The following is a 15,701-nucleotide window of genomic DNA, read 5'->3' on the forward strand; positions in this document are numbered from 1 at the left end:
GGCTATTTATGATTGATCTTCACTGCCACATGCTCCCTGCCATAGATGATGGTGCCCGGGATCTCGACATTGCCCTGCAAATGGCGCAGATGGCGGTGGACGACGGCATTTCGATGACCCTGTGTACGCCGCACATATATGAGGGATTATTCCCTAACACGCATGACGGTATTCGCGCCGGGTTGGAAAGTTTCCGCGCGGAACTGGCTACCGCGGGTATACCGTTGGAAATTGGTTATGGGGCGGATATCCAGATCGTGCCCGATCTGACTGAATCGCTGGGCAGTGGGCGCCTGCCCTCGCTGCACGGCTCGCGCTATTTCCTGTTCGAGCCGCCGCATCATGTGGCGCTGCCGCGCATGCCGGACCTGGTGCACTCGGCGCTGGTGTCGGGCTATGTGCCGTTAATTACTCACCCGGAACGCCTCACTTATATCGAGAATGATTACGATAAGTTTGTGGCTTGTGCCCGTTCAGGTGCGTGGATTCAGATTACCGGTGGGGCATTGCTGGGTCGCTTCGGGCCCCGGGTGAAGGGGATCACCGAGCGCTTTTTACGCGACGGCGTGGTGCATGTGATCGCCTCCGACGGCCATAACCTGAAAAACCGTACACCGGTGCTAAGCGAGGCCCGCGAGGCCGCGGCGGAAATTGTCGGCGAGGAAGAAGCCTGGCGCCTGGTGCGCGATAGGCCTGCAGCGGTGGTGGGTGATGTTGCGCCCCACGATGTGCCGCTGCCACCGGGCCTGGACCCGGATGTCGAGTGGCCGCCGGAGCAGCCGCGTGGGGGGTGGTTGAGCCGGTTGAAGGGCGCTTTGGGCGGCTAAACGTGATGTTGGCATTGATAATGGAGGGCTTTGCACTGTCCTCCAAGGTTATTCTCTAGCCTGGTTCACCTCATAGCCACTATCCAGCAGCAGGCGGTTTTTCCGTGCGGTATTGAGGTCGTTTTCCACCATCTCGATGATCATTTCATCCAGCGTGGTTCGGGGTTCCCAGCCCAGTTTCTCTTTTGCCAGTGCCGGGTCGCCGAGCAGGGTTTCCACCTCGGCAGGGCGGTAGTAGCGGGTATCAATCGCCACGAGCGTGTCACCCACTTTTACCGCGATATTCTTGTCGGCCTTGTCGCTGTCGATAGCGTCTACTAGCCCTTTCTCATTCGTGCCCTCGCCCTCAAAACGCAGGGTGATGCCCAGTTCGGCGGCGGCCTTGAGAATGAATTCGCGCACTGAGATCTGCCTGCCGGTGGCGATGACGAAATCAAGTGGTGCATCTTGCTGCAGCATCAACCACTGCATTTCCACATAGTCGCGGGCGTGGCCCCAGTCGCGCAGGGCGTTGATGTTGCCCATGTACAGGCACTGCTCCAGGCCCTGGCTGATGTTTGCCAGGCCACGGGTGATCTTGCGGCTCACAAAGGTTTCGCCGCGGCGCGGGCTCTCGTGGTTGAACAGCACACCGTTGCAGGCATACATGCCGTATGACTCGCGGTAGTTCACCGTAATCCAGTAGGCGTAAAGCTTGGCCACGCCGTAGGGGCTGCGCGGGTAGAACGGGGTTTTCTCGGTTTGCGGGGTTTCCTGCACCAGGCCGTAGAGTTCAGAGGTGCTGGCCTGATAGATGCGGGTCTTCTCGCTCAGGCCCAGCAGGCGCACTGCCTCAAGGATACGGAGGGTGCCAATACCATCTACGTCTGCCGTGTATTCCGGCTCTTCGAAACTCACGGCCACGTGTGACTGGGCGGCGAGGTTGTAGATTTCATCGGGCTGCACCTGCTGGATGATGCGGGTGATGTTGCTGGAATCGGTGAGGTCGCCGTAGTGGAGAATGAACTGCTGGTTCTCCGTTTGCGGGTCCTGGTAGATGTGGTCGATGCGCTCGGTGTTGAAGGAGCTGGCGCGGCGTTTGATGCCGTGCACTTCGTAGCCTTTTTCCAGCAGAAATTCTGCGAGGTACGAGCCGTCCTGGCCAGTGACGCCGGTAATCAACGCTTTTTTATGGGCGGGCATGAAATCTTCCTTAAGAGCGTGCTTGTTCAATGTTGTTCAGGTACCAGGCGTAGGCGTTTTCAAGGCCTGCCTGTAAGTCGTATTCGGGGGCCCAGCCCATGCGCTTTAGCTTGGCGTTGTCCATCAGCTTGCGCGGGGCGCCGTCGGGCTTGCTGGCGTCGAATTCAATGGTGCCTTTAAAACCAGTCACGGCAGCGATGGTGCTGGCCAGCTCGGCAATGGAGCAGTCAACACCTGTGCCTACATTAATATGGCTGAGGCGGGGCTCAGTCACATCGTCATACTCTACCTTGGGCAGGGTCATCACGTGAATGCTGGCGCGCGCCATGTCGTCCACGTGGAGAAACTCGCGCAGGGGCGTGCCGGTGCCCCAGATGGTAATGGTGGGAGCGTTCGCCGCGGTGGCCTCGTGAAAGCGCCGCAGCAGGGCCGGGATCACGTGGCTGTTCTCCGGGTGGAAGTTGTCGCCCGGGCCGTACAGGTTAGTGGGCATGACGCTGCGGTAATCGGTGCCGTGCTGGCGGTTGTAGCTCTCGCAGAGTTTGATGCCGGCAATCTTTGCCAGTGCATACGGTTCGTTGGTGGGTTCCAGCGTGCCGGTGAGGAGGGCCTCTTCGCTCATGGGTTGCTCGGCCAGGCGGGGGTAGATGCAGGAACTGCCCAGGAACAGGAGCTTCTGGACGCCCGCGGTATAGGCCTGGTGGATCACGTTGGCTTCGAGCATGAGGTTGTCGTAGATGAAATCTGCGGGGTAGGTGTCGTTGGCATGGATGCCGCCGACCCTGGCCGCGCACAGGTAGACCTCGTCGATGTTCTCGGTGGCGAAGAAATGGGCAACCGCTTGCTGGTTGGTGAGGTCCAGCTCGCTGCGGGTCGCGGTGACGATGTCTGTATCAGGGGCACCGGCCAGTTGGCGGACGATGGCGGAGCCCACCATGCCGCGGTGGCCTGCCACGAAAATCCGTTTTGCCGCGGGGGGTGCGTTATGCGTCATAAAACTCACGATACCAGCGAATGAAGTTGTCGATACCCTCACTGACCGGCGTGCTGGGGCGGTAGCCCACAGCAGTCTCGAGTGCGTCGATGTTGGCGGCAGTGGCCGGGACATCACCTGGCTGCATGGGCAGGAGTTCCAGCTCGGCTTTCATGCCTAAGGCGTTTTCGATGGCGCCGATATAGTCGAGCAGCTGTACCGGGTTGTTGTTGCCGATATTGAAGATACGGTAGGGCGCGCTGGACGTGCCTGGGTCAGGGTTGGCGCTGTCCCAGTCGGGGTTGGGGGTGGCTGTGCTGTCGGTGACACGCACCACGCCTTCCACAATGTCGTCGATGTAGGTGAAGTCACGCTGCATCTTGCCCTCGTTGAACACCTTGAGGGGTTCGCCGGCGAGAATGGCCCGAGTGAACAGGAACAGGGCCATGTCGGGCCGGCCCCAGGGGCCGTACACGGTGAAGAACCTAAGCCCGGTGGTGGGTAGGCCGAACAGGTGAGAGTAGGTGTGCGCCATCAGTTCGTTGGCTTTCTTGCTCGCGGCGTAGAGTGAGATCGGATGGTCGACGTTGTCGTGCACCGAGAACGGCATGGTGCTGTTAATGCCGTATACCGAGCTGGAGCTGGCGTAGACCAGGTGGCCAACGTCGTTGTGCCGGGAGCACTCCAGAATATTGGTGAAGCCCACGATATTGCTGTCTATGTAGGCCTGGGGGTTTTCCAGGGAGTAGCGCACGCCCGCCTGGGCCGCCAGGTTAATCACGGCATCGAAGCGGTGTTGCGCGAATAGCGTGTCGAGAGCGGCGCGGTCTTCGAGATTGGCCCTTACAAAGGTGAAGCCAGCCTGTTGCTCCAGAATGGCCAGGCGCGCCTGTTTAAGGCTCACCTCGTAGTAGTCATTGAGATTGTCCAGGCCGACTACCGTGTCGCCCCGGGCGAGCAGTTTCTGGCTCGTGTGGAAACCGATAAAGCCGGCGGCGCCGGTTACAAGGATGTGCATTCTTGTCCTGCAAATGAAGGGGGTGGTGGGAGGATAAGTGATTTCTCCAGTGGCTGCTATGTTAGGATGCGCCTATTCTTTTTTGCCCTGATCTGAGAAATTTTCATGACACAAACAGTTCTGGTGACCGGTGGCGCTGGTTATATCGGCAGCCATGCATGTGTGTGCCTGATCGAGGCCGGGTATTCCGTGGTCGTGCTGGATAACCTCTGTAACAGCAGCCGCGAGGCGGTTGCCCGGGTGCAGGAAATCACCGGTGCCGAGCTGCCGCTGGTTGAGGGCGATATCCGCGATTCGGGTTGTCTGGATGCGCTGTTTGCCCAGCATCGCATCGACGCCGTGATGCACTTCGCCGGTCTCAAAGCGGTGGGCGAGTCGGTCGAGAAGCCATTGGAATACTACGACAACAACGTCAATGGCACGCTGGTGTTGCTCGCGGCAATGGAGCGGGCGGGTGTCACGCGGATCATCTTTTCTTCATCGGCTACGGTGTATGGCGACCCGGCCTCGGTGCCGATCCGCGAAGATTTCCCCACCCAGGCCACGAATCCTTACGGCCGCTCCAAGCTAATGGTCGAGGAAATCCTGGCGGACTGGTCGCAGGCGAAGCCCGCCGTGAGTGTCGGCAATCTGCGCTACTTCAATCCGGTCGGTGCGCATGTGAGCGGCCGGATCGGTGAAGACCCCAGCGGCATTCCCAATAACCTGATGCCCTTCGTTGCCCAGGTGGCGGTGGGTCGTCGTGACAAACTGGCGGTCTTTGGTGATGACTACGCCACACCGGATGGCACCGGCGTGCGCGATTACATTCACGTGGTCGATCTGGCCGAGGGCCATGTTGCGGCCCTGAACTACGTGCTGGCAAAACCCGGCTTACTCACCGTGAACCTGGGTACCGGCAACGGCTCCTCGGTGCTGGATATGGTGCGCGCATTTGAGGCCGCCAGCGGCAGGCCCATCGCCTATGAAATCGTTGCCCGCAGGGCGGGTGATATCGCCGAGTGCTGGGCGGATCCGGCGCTGGCAGAGGAGCTGCTGGGCTGGAAAGCCAGCCGCAGCCTGGAAGCGATGTGTGCCGACACCTGGCGCTGGCAGGAGGGCAACCCGGCCGGTTACGGCAACTGAAGCGGTTTTTTAGAGCTGCCCGATCGCGCCCCATAGCGAGAGTACGATCATGGCCATATTGGCCAGGAAGCCAATACCCATGCCCGGGCCGCGAGACGCCGGGTCTTTCATATAGGCCTGGCGATAGATCAGCCGGCCAAGCATAAACACCACGCCCAGCCCTGCCGCCCACAGCGGGCTGAAGAAGTAGGCACAGACCCACATCGCCGGCAGTGTCACGGCCATCTGTTCGAGGGTGTTCATCTGCACCCTGAATGCGCGCTCAAACTTCTCGTCGCCTGAGGTCGCGGGGGCCACCACGGTGTCCTTGCCGCGAGCGAAGCCGCACAGCAGGGTGTAGGCGGTGTATTGGATCAACATCAACATCGTGACAATCGCGACATATTGCATGCTTTTTGCCTCTTGTTCTCTGAAATTTGCGGCTTAGTATTATATGGAACCGGTTTGCGTGTACAGGAGTTCCAGCTATCTCATTCACCCTCACCAAGTTGCTGTCATTGTTCGTGTTCCCGCTGAGCCAGGCCATTGTGCTCGTCCTGGCGGGCCTGCTGTGTATCAAATTCGCGTGGCATCGCACTGGCAAGGCCAGCATATTGCTGGGCATCACCTGGCTGTATGTCTGCTCCACCGGGCTGTTCGCTGATTGGCTCATGGGCAACCTCGAGGATGACTACCGGCCCAAGATCATGTCGGTTGTCCCCCGGGCCGGCGCCATCGTGGTGCTCGGCGGCGGCACCCGCGGCGATACCCACTGGAGTAGTTACGGTGACCTCAACCAGGCGGCCGATCGCCTGTTGCACGCGGTTGATCTCTACAAGTCCGGCAAGGCGCCCCTGGTGATTGTCAGCGGCGGAGCAGCGCCCGGAGACCGCTCCGAGGCAGACATCATGGAACAGATTCTGGTGGTGATGGGTGTCCCGGCGCGGGCCATTCTCAAGGAGAGCAACAGCCGTGATACGCATGAAAATGCCGTGTTCTCGGCGGTGCTGCTCAACGGCAAGAATATCGACAAGATTCATCTGGTGACATCGGCGTGGCATATGCGCCGGGCGGAGCCGCTGTTTACCCGCCAGGGCTTTGAGGTGATCCCGGCACCCACCGATTACCAGCGGCTGGTGGGCGCTCCGGCTGTGCCACCCTTTCTGCCCACAGTGGACGATCTGGCCCGCACGACCTCTGCCCTCAAAGAGTATGTTGGCTATCTCGTATACCGATATCGCGGCTGGCTCTAGTGCTCTTTTGCTAAAAAGTGCACATCCGTACCCCGGATTTGTGACGTATATCTAGCTTTGGCGCCCGTTTGCGCCCTGTGAGGGTGTAAAACTCCTATACTGGTGCCTCGCAAACCACGGGATTTAACACCGTAATGCCCAAGGTCAGAGCCTTGCCATCGTATGCCAGCACCCTGTTGCTGCGCTGCCTCGCCATCCTGCTATTTGCAGGGCAGGGGGCTGTTGTCCACGCGAATGACTCCATCGCGGCGCTGGTTGATGAAAACATGCTCCGCGATGGCCTCTCGCTCAAGGGAGAGTGGCGGTTTCAGCCAGGCGATGACCTGGCCTGGGCCAACCCTGCGCTGGACGATTCGTCGTGGCAGATCCGGCGGGTGCCGGGTCGCTGGTCCCGCGAGGGCTATCCCGAGCACAGGCACATGGGCTGGTACCGCCTGACACTGCAGCTCCAGCCGCAAATCATTGACACTGAGCACGTTGCCGATCTGGCGGTTCGCCTGGGCAATATACTCAGTGCGTACGAGGTGTTCGCCGGTGGCGAGTTGGTCGGCAAGATTGGTCGGCTGCCGCCGCTCGAGGAAGTTCTGTATGACCGCCAGCGGGTGTTTTCCATCCCCCAGACAGCCATTGATGAGCAGGGCCGCCTGGTACTTGCGCTGCGTGTCTGGGGCGGCCCGAACGGCATGGTTAACGCCTGGGGGGCCGGCCCTGCCTCGGGTAACTTCGAGCTGGGTCACCACTCACCGCTGATCCTCGAGGGTGTGGTTGGCGAATTACCGGGGCTGATCTTCTGTGCCCTTATCTTTGCCTTCGGTTGCTACCATCTCTATATCTACACCCTGAACAGGGGGTTGAGAACCTACCTCTGGTTCGGTCTTACCTCCCTCAATATAGCGCTCTACGGGCTGATGCTTACCCAGTGGAAATTCTTCTGGGATGTGCCGTTTGTGACATTGAAGAAAATCGAATTTGGCGCGATCTATTTTTTCCCGGCGCTTGGAATCCAGCTCGTCTGGTCGATATTGAAGCTGCCTATTTCGCCGGCGTTGAGGGTGTTGCAAGGCGCTTTCATTTTGCTGTCGATGGCCGTGGTGTCGGTGCCCGGGCATGAAATTCACTACAAAACACTCACCTTTGAGCAGACGCTGGCTCTTGGGCTGATGGCTTATGCGGCCTATGTCATCCTGCGTGAGACGCGAGCGGGTAGCCCCCACGCGCGCGGCGTGGCGGCGGGCACCCTGATATTCCTGGCGACCTGCCTGAACGATATTGCGATTGACCTGTTCCAGCTTGATACGCTGCGGCTTGCCCCCCTTGGGTTCGTTGCCATCCTGCTGTCCATGGCCATATCCATGGCCCGCAACTACACCTCCATGCACTCGAAGCTGGAAGAGCAGGTGGCTCAACGTACCGCCCAGTTGAGAGAGGCCAACCAGAAGCTGATGAAGGCTGCGAGTATCGACCATCTCACCGGCCTCCTGAACCGCCGGGGATTTACAGAAGAGGTAGCACTGGAGATATCGCGCGCTGTGCGCACCGGCAAAAGCTTTTCCCTGGTGCTGGCAGATGTCGACCACTTCAAACAGTTCAACGACAAGCATGGCCACGCCTGTGGCGATCACGTGCTGCGTCGTGTCGGCGTGCTGCTGGGTGAGCGCACCCGCGATGTCGATCGCGTTGCGCGCTGGGGCGGTGAGGAATTTATGCTGATGCTGCCCGAGACGGACTCAGAAGGCGCCGCCGTGCTCGCTGAGAAGCTTCGCGAGACCATCGCCGAGAACGTCTTCGAATTTGGTGGCCAACGCCTCAGCCTGACCATGACCTTTGGCGTGGCGGAGCATCGCCAGGGCGAAACGCTCGAGACCTGCGTCGCCCGTGCCGATACCGCGCTGTACCACGGTAAGGAGCGAGGGCGGAACAAGGTGATGATCGGCAATATCAAAGGCCTGACGCTGGTCGGTTGAGCCGGCGCGATTAATTGCCGTAGCGTTCCTTGTACTCACTATACGTCAGCCCGGTCCAACGCTGGAACGCGCGGTAAAAGCTGTTCACCTCCAGGTAACCCAATTCGTCCGCCAGGCATTTGCCGGGTCGCCAGCGTTCCCGCAACGACCGTTCACAGCGATACTGCCGCACCCGGTCCAGCAGGAACTGGTAGTTGGTCTGGTCCTGCCGCAGTCGCCTGCGCAAGGTCGTACCGCTCATGCCCAGCGCTTCGGCGACAGAGTCGGCACGCACGCGGGCGAGATTGCATTCCAGCAACATTTTTAACACCCGGTCAGTTGTGCGCCAGCGGGGCGCCGGTTTGATCGTGTCCGATGGAAGAAAGCCATCGTCAGTCTCCTGGCGTGGCACAGGGGCCAGCAGGGGGTTGCCGATGAGATCTTTTATTTCGGGCAGGCGGCTGGAGCCAGCCCCCGCCCGAGCGCTCAGAGAGTGTTCCATAGCCAAAACGTCCGTGTTGTGGGTTAGAAACTGTTGTGTAAGCCGCCAGTTCCTGACGGTAGAGATCAGCCTAGCATAGGCCACGGGCTTGGCCAGAGATTGACCGATATTGGTGATTTCCTGGCGACTAACCCTGCAGGTAGCCAGGCAGTGGGCAGTCCATGACGGCAGCCATCGCCGCCACTATCTCACGTTCTTCAGCGCTCACCGCACCGTCCGCGCCGGCGGCGAGGGTCATGGCCTTGAGCACCCGGGGTTTTAACAGGGGGTAGCAGCTGGCCAGTTCGTGCACCGCTTTGCTGAATGCCGCCACACTCATCTGCTCGCGCTCGAGGATAGCCAGTTGTTTGAGGCCCAGCGCGTCGGCACCCAGGCGGAATGCGGTTTGCTGGTCTGCGCTGTTTTCGTGGCCGCCTTCGTAAGCCAGTGTAGAAAGCACCACTCGCAGGTGATAGCGCACTTTCTCGAGTTTGCGGTAGCGCGGCGAGCTAGGTTTTACCTGGATGTATTCCGGGTCCAGGTAGTGCCTGGCCAATTGAAACAGGCACCATTCGTGGAGCTCGGTGCGGGTGTCGGCCTTGATCATCTGCAGCAGGTTGTTTTTCAGAACCCGGTATTGGCCTAGCGACATGGCCTTCAGGGCGGGCAGGCAAAGTTCGAGCAACGGCAACCGCCGGGGTGCTCCCAGCGCCTGCACCGCGGGATGTACAGTGTGGGTCAGTTCGGCCAGGCCCTGTACCCCGGAATCGGTCAGTAACGTCAGCTGGGCCTGGTAAATGGGTTCGGCATTGCTCGCCAGCAGGGCGCACACCAGCGCCTGCGCGCCGAGTGGTTCATGGCTGTGCCGCACCAGCGCCACAGGAATGCCCTCGCGCGTGGCAGTGTCTGCTTCGAAGTCCTCGACCTCATCGAACCAGGCATCTTCGAGGGTCTCTTCCTGCTCAGCTGCCTCGGCTGTTATTGCTGCCGACGCCATTGCCGCTGCGACAATACCCGCTCGGGCCAGGCCGGCCTCGGCCGCCGATGTGCCGGGGTTGGGGTAGACCTTCGGTTTGCGCTGGATGTACTCGCCGTTCCACTGCGGGTCCACCCGCCTGATGCGATCCTGCAGGGGAGGGTGGGTGGCGAACAGTTGCCACAGGTGATGCTCTACCTGGCCGAAGAATATGTGTGACATTTCCACCGCGCGCGCCGCGTGAACCAGGGTGCCGGGCACGTAGCCACCGATCACTTTGAGCGCGTCGGCGATACTGCTGTTGTCACGGGTGAACTGTACCGCGCTGGCGTCGGCCAGATATTCTTTCTGTCGGCTGATCGCCGCTTTGATAAACCCTGCCGCCAGACCCCCCAGCCAGCCGAGCACCCACAGCACCAACCCGAGCAGCGGCAGTGCAGCCGCGCCCTTGTTGTTGCCACGCGCGCCGGTGCGCACGCGATGGCTGCTGCGCAGCAGCATGTGGCCTACATCGCCGACGAAGGTAATGCCTTTGAGTATCGCCGCCAGGCGGATGTTGAGGCGCATGTCGCCGTTGAGAATGTGACTGAATTCATGGGCGATCACGCCCTGTAGTTCGCTGCGGGTCAGGTGATCGATGCAACCCCGGGTGACCGCCACAACCGCGTCCGCCGGCACGATGCCTGCGGCAAAGGCGTTGATGCCCCGCTCGTGTGGAAGCAAATAGACAGCGGGCACCGGCATATTCGCGGCCAGTGCCATTTCCTCTACGACATTCAGGCAGCGGCGCTCGGCCTTGTCGTCGGTCTGGGGCAGGATGCGCACGCCGCCCATGCTTTCGGCGACCACCTTGCCGCCGGTAGAGAGCTGGATCCACTTGAATAGAATCACCAGCGCAATGGTGGCCGTGACCGCCATGCCAATTGCGCCGAAGCGCTGCCAGCTGAAAAACGAGAGGAAGCCCTGTACACCCCCCTGGCTGCCCGAGTAGATACTGTAGTCCTGGCCAAAATAGAGAAAGGCGGACACGACCAGGTTGGTCAGGAAGATGAGCGCGAACACCGCGAGCAGGAACAAGCCCACCAGCATGCGGGTGTTGCGTCTGGCGATATCCTGTTGCTGGAAAAAGTCCACGGGGCAGGTGCGAGTCGAGCGGCCTTAGAACTCCACTTTCGGCGCGGCTTGAATCTGCGCAGTGTCGTCAAATTCCAGCAGCTGGGCATCTTCAGGATGGCCGAACCGGGCGGCGAAGAATACCGGCGGGAAACTCTGGCGATAAGTGTTGTAGCTCATGACTGCGTCGTTGAAACCCTGGCGGGCAAATGCAATGCGGTTCTCGGTAGTGGTGAGTTCCTCGGTCAGCTGCATCATGTTGTCGCTAGCCTTGAGGTCCGGGTAGGCTTCCATGGTTACGTTGAGCTTCCCAAGGGCTCCCTGCAATGCATTTTCCGCGCTGGCCAGTTTGCTGAGATCAGCGCCGCCCAGGTTGCCACCCTCCAGCGCTTTGAGCACCGCGGCGGCGTCATTGCGCGCGGTCACCACGGCGTCCAGCGTTTCCCGCTCGTGAGCAAGATAGCCCTTGGCCGTTTCCACCAGGTTCGGAATCAGGTCATAGCGGCGCTTGAGCTGCACCTCGATCTGGGCGAAAGCATTCTTGAAGCGGTTCTTCAGGGTCACCAGCTGGTTGTAGATGCTGATGATATAGATGACTGCCGCGAGCAGTACCAGCCAGAAAATGATGCTTCCCATGTTTCAGTCCTCGTGAGATACCCAATCAGTCTGCATCGATACTAGCATCGGCAGGCAGTAAATGCCTGCGCGGAAGATGCCAGCGTTCAGTCGCTCAACTGCACCAGGCCCATGTCCACCAACTGCTTGAACAGCTTTTCCATATCCTCTTCGAGCTGGTCCTCATCTACCTCGTACTCGGCCAGCATGCGATCGTAGATGTCCTGCAGCGTATTGGTTGACTCCGCCAGCTGCCAGATACGCGTGCCGACCTCATCGAGGCCGAAGTAGTTTTCACTCTTAAGGTCGAGAATCACCGTTTCACCGGATACTTCCTGGGAGATGGCATCGGCGGAGATGGAGACTTGCTGGGCGAGGTTCATGGGTAAATGTCCACGGGGTAAATTCAGTGCTCTAAGCCTGATAAAGTCACGCCGTGATTGCAAGCCTGTTTGGGCTGTGCAACATTCAGCCATGGATACATCCCGGAGCTTACCTTGAATAGATTCGCACTTTTGCTGGCCTTCTTCGCGGCCAACACCATGGCTGCAGAACCCGCGCTGGTTGATATTAAAGGCGTTGCCCCGGTGGTCAAGGTGGACGCGCGTTACGCTGGCAGCGACAATTTTGTGGGCGCGGTGGTCGACGGCTACCACAGCAACAAGTGCCTTCTTACCGAGCAGGCAGCTGCGGCCCTCGCTGCGGCTCAGCAGGAGTTTGCCGACTTCGGGTTGCAGCTGGTGATCTACGATTGTTTCCGGCCCCAGCGGGCCGTCGATCACTTCTTGCGCTGGACCCGTGATGAGGCCGATACTAAAACGCGCGCGCAATACTACCCCGGTATTCCCAAGTCAGAACTGGTTCCGCTGGGCTATATCGCCGAGCAGTCGGGTCACTCTCGCGGCAGCACGGTCGATCTCTCCCTGCAAACGGAGGCAGGGGATTTGCTCGACATGGGTTCCCCCTGGGATTTCTTTGATCCGCTGTCCAACACCGAGAACCCGTCGATCCCGGCGCAGGCAAAAGCGAACCGTCTGTTGTTGCGTGCGGTGATGGCGCAACACGGCTTTGCCAACTACCCGGCCGAGTGGTGGCACTTCACCCTCGTTGATGAACCCAATACCGATGAGTACTGGGATCAGCCGGTGCGGTGAGCCCATGGGCTTTTGCCCAATGTGAACCGGTGGTCTAGGCTCTTTGCATGAAATGGATATGAGCATTAGCTCTCGTCAAGGAAGGTCACCATGTTCAAAGCGCTCTCTACCGTCGTTCTGGCGGCAGCCGTCGTTGCCTGCAGCCAGGACCAGGCTCCCGGTGCCGACAGCACTGCTACCGCTCCCCCTGAAGCCTCCGCGCAACCGGCAGCCTCGCCGCCATTGACCGATGCCCAATTGATTGCGCGCGCTCAGGCGCCGCTATTGGCCGGCATGGGTGATCATCATTTCCCCATCAGCAGCAAAGTGGCTGGCGTGCAGCGTTACTTCGATCAGGGCATGGCCATGGCCGCCGGATTCAACCACGCCGAGGCGGTGCGGGCCTTCAAGGCCTCACAGCGGCTGGACCCGAATTGCGCCATGTGTTTCTGGGGCGAGGCCCTGGCCACGGGGCCCAACATTAACGTCACCAGCAAAGGCAAGGCGATCATGTCGCCCGAGGCGCGTCGCTCTGCCTATGCAGCGATTCAGCAGGCCGTGGCACTCAGTGCCAATATCCCCCAGCGTGAGCGCGACTATATCGAGGCCCAGGCTACTCGCTACGACGGCAACCCTGAGACTGATCGAGACGCACTGGACCTTGCCTATGCCAAAGCCATGCGCGAACTGGCGGCCGGGTATCCGGAGGACGACGATGCCCAGGCCCTGTTTGCCGAGGCGCTGATGAACACCATGCCCTGGGATTACTGGCTGGATGGCGAGAACCCCCGGCCTGATACCAAGGAAGTGATCGCCGCGCTGGAAACCGTCATGGCCCGCAGCCCCAAGCATCCGCTGGCACTGCATCTGTACATTCACGCGGTGGAAGCCTCATCCAACCCCGGCCGCGCCGAGCAAGCGGCCGATGACCTGGCCGACCTGGTGCCGGGCTCCGGTCATCTGGTGCATATGCCCTCACACATCTACTGGCGTATTGGCCGTTACTACGATGCCTCCGAGGCTAATGTTAAGGCGGCAAAGGTGGATGAAGACTACATTGCCCAATGCAATGCCCAGGGTTTCTATCCAGCGATGTACTACCCGCACAATATTCATTTTCTGTGGGCCTCTGCCAGCATGGAAGGTCGCAGCGAGGTGGCCATCGAAGCCGGCCGCAAGGTCGCGCGCAATGTGCGTCTGGAACAGATCAGGGAATTTCCGACCGTGGAATTTTTCCAGACCGTGCCGCTGCTGACCCTGGTGCGCTTTGCTCGCTGGGACGAGATTCTTGCCGAGCCTGAGCCGCCCGGTGAGCTGCCTTTTTCCAGGGCAATCTGGCACTACGCCCGATCAGTCGCCTACGCGCGCGGGGGTGAGAGTGAAAAGGCGCAAGACGAAATCGATGCGCTGGCACCACTGATGAAAACGGAGTCGGTCTGGTCGCTGGATGGTAATGACTACCCGGCGAGCCAGGTGTTGGCGATCGCTCATGCGCTTGCATTGGGCGAACTCGCCCAGGCCGGGGGTGAGCTTGACGCGGCCATTGGTTACTATCAGGCGGCGGTAGCCGCACAGGACGAATTGCCTTACACCGAGCCGCCTTTCTGGTACTACCCCACGCGGCAATCGCTGGGTCATGCCTTGCTCGCAAAGCAGGACTACGCGGCGGCGGAACAAGTGTATCGCGCCGATCTCAAGCAGTATCCGCGCAACGGCTGGTCCATGTATGGCCTGGCGTTAAGCCTGACGGCGCAGGAGCGGCAGGACGAAGCGGACGCGATATTGGTCCGCTTCGAAGGGGTGTGGCAGCGCGCCGATGTGGCGCTGGCGTCTTCGGTGCTCTAGTAACCGGCCTGGGTGTTCACCACATTCAGCAGCGCATCGCCTGCGACGTAGCGGCGCAGGTTCTCGATGGTGACGATACTCACACGCTTGATCGTGCCGGCGCCTGACGCCGACAGGTGGGGCGTGATGATCACATTGTCCATTTTCCAGAGCGGGTGATCGGCGGGCAGCGGCTCGGGGTCGGTCACGTCCAGGCCCGCGCCATAAATCTGACCGGATTCCAGTGCCGCCATCAGGGCGTCGGTATCGGTACTCTTGCCGCGTCCGATGGACAGGAACATGGCGCCAGGTTTGGCGGCGTCAAAAAATGCCTTGTTGAACAGGCCGGTGGTCGCCGGGGTGAGTGGCAAGGCGTTGACGATCACGTCGGCTTCGCCTGCGAGTTTGTGCAGTTCATCGCCGAGGCCGACATACTTCACGAAGTCCGGGCCAGTGCGGCTGGAGTTGCGGGTCGCTGTTATCTGCATACCGAGGGCGTGGCCACGGCGGGCAATTTCAGTGCCGATGCCACCGAGCCCAACCACTAACATGGTCTTGCCTTCGAGTTCGCCAAACGGCATGTTGCGCGCGGCGCCGCCCAGCCACTGGCCATCCTGTTGTGCGGCCACCAGCAGGGGCAGGTTGCGTGACAGTGCCAGCAGCATGGCGATGGTGTGCTCAGCGATCGCTGGACCCATGAGTCGTTTGCTGTTGCTCAGCACACGGTTGTCAAAGGCCTCCATCGGGCAGCGGTCGACGCCGGCTGACCAGTTGTGTACCCACAGGAGAGAATCGCTGGCCGCTTCAATGAGCTGCGGCCTGCAGATGCCGATGAGTGCATCGGCATCTGCCAATTCAGCACTGACGCTTTCGCCGGTGACAAACGTCAGAGGCACATCGCCAGCGGCGGCCAGCAGGGCGTCCTTGTAGCCCGGCACTGCCTGGACCAATTGCGCTGGCATCGCGACGACAATCTTTTTGGGCGCCCAGTTGGGATGGCTGCGAACTGGCGTTGGCCCCTCCCGCAGCGAGAGCTGCTCGATGAGCGCCTGTGCCTCGGGCGAAGGGCTGCCCAGAGTGGGTACTGAAATGAGAGCTGTGAAAATCAGGAGTAGAATGTTGCGCATGATAATTCCCTGATGCTTGAATTATTGTTAGCTTGTCCGAAAGGTGTGAGCATACATCATCACCCGCCTTATAGGTCCATAGGTATTCCTCTGTCTCCCACAACAAAACCTGCAGCACAGCGCAGTAACACC

At 60.3% G+C, this 15,701-nt stretch carries 15 protein-coding genes; 6 read left to right on the forward strand and 9 right to left on the reverse strand.

Annotated elements, in window-relative coordinates; all coding sequences use genetic code 11:
• The first annotated feature begins 8 nt into the window (after positions 1-8).
• Positions 9-827 carry a tyrosine-protein phosphatase gene (locus tag EY643_RS02620; protein WP_152660746.1) on the forward strand — a complete coding sequence of 273 codons (819 nt, stop codon included), beginning with the start codon at positions 9-11 and terminating at the stop codon, positions 825-827.
• A 48-nt stretch (positions 828-875) separates the two neighbouring features.
• On the opposite strand, the gene gmd is transcribed toward EY643_RS02620, so the two are convergent.
• Genes gmd through EY643_RS02635 form a run of 3 tightly spaced genes read right to left on the reverse strand, consistent with a single transcriptional unit; the run spans position 876 to position 4,000 of the window.
• Positions 876-2,009, reverse strand: a complete 1,134-nt coding sequence (gene gmd / locus EY643_RS02625; protein WP_152660747.1) for a GDP-mannose 4,6-dehydratase — start codon at positions 2,007-2,009, stop codon at positions 876-878.
• 10 nt (positions 2,010-2,019) lie between these two features.
• Complete coding sequence (fcl, locus tag EY643_RS02630) at positions 2,020-3,003, reverse strand: GDP-L-fucose synthase (protein ID WP_152660748.1); 984 nt, start codon at positions 3,001-3,003, stop codon at positions 2,020-2,022.
• Entirely contained in the window at positions 2,993-4,000 is a 1,008-nt protein-coding gene (locus tag EY643_RS02635) for an NAD-dependent epimerase (RefSeq protein WP_152660749.1), read from the reverse strand. The genes fcl and EY643_RS02635 overlap by 11 nt, the downstream gene beginning before the upstream one ends.
• A 105-nt stretch (positions 4,001-4,105) precedes the next feature.
• Between EY643_RS02635 and galE the strand changes: the two genes are divergently transcribed.
• Positions 4,106-5,125: a UDP-glucose 4-epimerase GalE gene (gene galE / locus EY643_RS02640; protein WP_152660750.1), complete on the forward strand. Its 1,020-nt coding sequence runs from the start codon at positions 4,106-4,108 to the stop codon at positions 5,123-5,125.
• A gap of 9 nt (positions 5,126-5,134) precedes the next feature.
• On the opposite strand, the gene EY643_RS02645 is transcribed toward galE, so the two are convergent.
• Positions 5,135-5,515: an MAPEG family protein gene (locus tag EY643_RS02645; RefSeq protein ID WP_170287257.1), complete on the reverse strand. Its 381-nt coding sequence runs from the start codon at positions 5,513-5,515 to the stop codon at positions 5,135-5,137.
• A gap of 98 nt (positions 5,516-5,613) precedes the next feature.
• Here EY643_RS02645 and EY643_RS02650 point away from each other — a divergent pair, with 98 nt between their 5' ends.
• Both EY643_RS02650 and EY643_RS02655 read left to right on the forward strand, forming a co-directional pair.
• Positions 5,614-6,357 carry a YdcF family protein gene (locus EY643_RS02650; protein ID WP_205743129.1) on the forward strand — a complete coding sequence of 248 codons (744 nt, stop codon included), beginning with the start codon at positions 5,614-5,616 and terminating at the stop codon, positions 6,355-6,357.
• A 134-nt stretch (positions 6,358-6,491) separates the two neighbouring features.
• Complete coding sequence (locus EY643_RS02655; protein WP_152660752.1) at positions 6,492-8,321, forward strand: sensor domain-containing diguanylate cyclase; 1,830 nt, start codon at positions 6,492-6,494, stop codon at positions 8,319-8,321.
• A 10-nt stretch (positions 8,322-8,331) separates the two neighbouring features.
• Here EY643_RS02655 and EY643_RS19745 read toward each other — a convergent pair whose 3' ends face one another.
• From EY643_RS19745 to EY643_RS02675, 4 genes are all read right to left on the reverse strand, one after another.
• Entirely contained in the window at positions 8,332-8,802 is a 471-nt protein-coding gene (locus EY643_RS19745; RefSeq protein ID WP_240732801.1) for a helix-turn-helix domain-containing protein, read from the reverse strand.
• A 127-nt stretch (positions 8,803-8,929) separates the two neighbouring features.
• Positions 8,930-10,891: a M48 family metallopeptidase gene (locus tag EY643_RS02665; protein WP_152660753.1), complete on the reverse strand. Its 1,962-nt coding sequence runs from the start codon at positions 10,889-10,891 to the stop codon at positions 8,930-8,932.
• A 24-nt stretch (positions 10,892-10,915) separates the two neighbouring features.
• Positions 10,916-11,506 carry a LemA family protein gene (locus EY643_RS02670; protein WP_152660754.1) on the reverse strand — a complete coding sequence of 197 codons (591 nt, stop codon included), beginning with the start codon at positions 11,504-11,506 and terminating at the stop codon, positions 10,916-10,918.
• Positions 11,507-11,592: 86 nt separating this feature from the next.
• Positions 11,593-11,868, reverse strand: a complete 276-nt coding sequence (locus EY643_RS02675; RefSeq protein WP_152660755.1) for a PqqD family protein — start codon at positions 11,866-11,868, stop codon at positions 11,593-11,595.
• Positions 11,869-11,982: 114 nt separating this feature from the next.
• On the opposite strand from EY643_RS02675, the gene EY643_RS02680 reads away from it, so the two are divergent.
• Complete coding sequence (locus EY643_RS02680; RefSeq protein ID WP_205743130.1) at positions 11,983-12,639, forward strand: M15 family metallopeptidase; 657 nt, start codon at positions 11,983-11,985, stop codon at positions 12,637-12,639.
• A gap of 90 nt (positions 12,640-12,729) precedes the next feature.
• Positions 12,730-14,463: a tetratricopeptide repeat protein gene (locus EY643_RS02685; RefSeq protein ID WP_152660756.1), complete on the forward strand. Its 1,734-nt coding sequence runs from the start codon at positions 12,730-12,732 to the stop codon at positions 14,461-14,463.
• On the opposite strand, the gene EY643_RS02690 is transcribed toward EY643_RS02685, so the two are convergent.
• Positions 14,460-15,569: a D-2-hydroxyacid dehydrogenase gene (locus EY643_RS02690; RefSeq protein ID WP_152660757.1), complete on the reverse strand. Its 1,110-nt coding sequence runs from the start codon at positions 15,567-15,569 to the stop codon at positions 14,460-14,462. The two genes, EY643_RS02685 and EY643_RS02690, sit on opposite strands and share 4 nt — an antisense overlap.
• Positions 15,570-15,701 lie beyond the last annotated feature (132 nt).

Origin of the sequence: Halioglobus maricola (assembly GCF_009388985.1) — a bacterium.
Lineage (GTDB): Bacteria > Pseudomonadota > Gammaproteobacteria > Pseudomonadales > Halieaceae > Halioglobus > Halioglobus maricola.

What these genes read in the sequence shown, in the direction of transcription:
- EY643_RS02620 (WP_152660746.1), top strand. Translation starts at nt 9, where the DNA reads ATGATTGATCTTCACTGCCACATGCTCCCTGCCATAGATGATGGTGCC.
- gmd (WP_152660747.1), bottom strand. Translation starts at nt 2,009, where the DNA reads ATGCCCGCCCATAAAAAAGCGTTGATTACCGGCGTCACTGGCCAGGAC.
- fcl (WP_152660748.1), bottom strand. Translation starts at nt 3,003, where the DNA reads ATGACGCATAACGCACCCCCCGCGGCAAAACGGATTTTCGTGGCAGGC.
- EY643_RS02635 (WP_152660749.1), bottom strand. Translation starts at nt 4,000, where the DNA reads ATGCACATCCTTGTAACCGGCGCCGCCGGCTTTATCGGTTTCCACACG.
- galE (WP_152660750.1), top strand. Translation starts at nt 4,106, where the DNA reads ATGACACAAACAGTTCTGGTGACCGGTGGCGCTGGTTATATCGGCAGC.
- EY643_RS02645 (WP_170287257.1), bottom strand. Translation starts at nt 5,515, where the DNA reads ATGCAATATGTCGCGATTGTCACGATGTTGATGTTGATCCAATACACC.
- EY643_RS02655 (WP_152660752.1), top strand. Translation starts at nt 6,492, where the DNA reads ATGCCCAAGGTCAGAGCCTTGCCATCGTATGCCAGCACCCTGTTGCTG.
- EY643_RS19745 (WP_240732801.1), bottom strand. Translation starts at nt 8,802, where the DNA reads ATGGAACACTCTCTGAGCGCTCGGGCGGGGGCTGGCTCCAGCCGCCTG.
- EY643_RS02670 (WP_152660754.1), bottom strand. Translation starts at nt 11,506, where the DNA reads ATGGGAAGCATCATTTTCTGGCTGGTACTGCTCGCGGCAGTCATCTAT.
- EY643_RS02675 (WP_152660755.1), bottom strand. Translation starts at nt 11,868, where the DNA reads ATGAACCTCGCCCAGCAAGTCTCCATCTCCGCCGATGCCATCTCCCAG.
- EY643_RS02685 (WP_152660756.1), top strand. Translation starts at nt 12,730, where the DNA reads ATGTTCAAAGCGCTCTCTACCGTCGTTCTGGCGGCAGCCGTCGTTGCC.
- EY643_RS02690 (WP_152660757.1), bottom strand. Translation starts at nt 15,569, where the DNA reads ATGCGCAACATTCTACTCCTGATTTTCACAGCTCTCATTTCAGTACCC.